The organism is Streptomyces herbicida (assembly GCF_032656585.1).
GTDB lineage: Bacteria > Actinomycetota > Actinomycetes > Streptomycetales > Streptomycetaceae > Streptomyces > Streptomyces herbicida.
Map to the genome: position 1 here is coordinate 1 of NZ_JAUYWJ010000100.1, position 581 is coordinate 581.

The window sequence follows — 581 nt, forward strand, 5'->3', positions numbered from 1 at the left end:
GACGATCTCGACCTGGGCACCCAACTGAGCGAGCTCTGCGGCGAGTTCGGTGGCGCCGGGGGCTCCGGTGCCGCGTCGGCTGGTGAGCAGGATGCTGCGCACGCCGTGGGTGGTGACGAGGTGGCGTGCGGTGAGTGCGCCGAGGCCTCCGGTGCCTCCGGTGATCAGGGTGGTGCCGGTGGCGGGCCAGGTGCCGGTGGCGGCCGCGGCCGTCTCGCGGGCCAGTCGGGGTGCGTGGAACCGGCCGTCGTGGTGGGCGAGTTCCGGCTCACCGGCCGGGATGTGTCCGGGCAGGTCCTGGGTGTCGATGAGGACGATGCGGTCGGGGTGTTCGGCCTGGGCGGCCCGGGTCAGGCCGCGGATGGCGGACTGCTCGGGGTCGGTGGCCGCGCCGGTGGTGTGGATGAGCAGGGTCTGCTCGCCGTCGAGGTGGGCCTGCAGCTGAGGGAGCAGCTCGGCGGCCGTGGCGGCGCGGAGCACTGTGTAGGCGGCGGTGGGCTCGGCCGCCTCGGCGGTCACCGGGACCCAGTCCACCCGGTACAGATCACGGACAGTGGCTTTCTCCACCGCCAACGGACGCA

Annotated in this window: 1 protein-coding gene; it reads right to left on the reverse strand. The window is 73.8% G+C overall.

Annotated features, from left to right (window positions below; all coding sequences use genetic code 11):
- The coding region (locus Q8A52_RS48900) for a KR domain-containing protein (protein ID WP_316765163.1) at positions 1 to 567 on the reverse strand (567 nt) is incomplete at its 3' end.
- Positions 568 to 581: the final 14 nt, after the last annotated feature.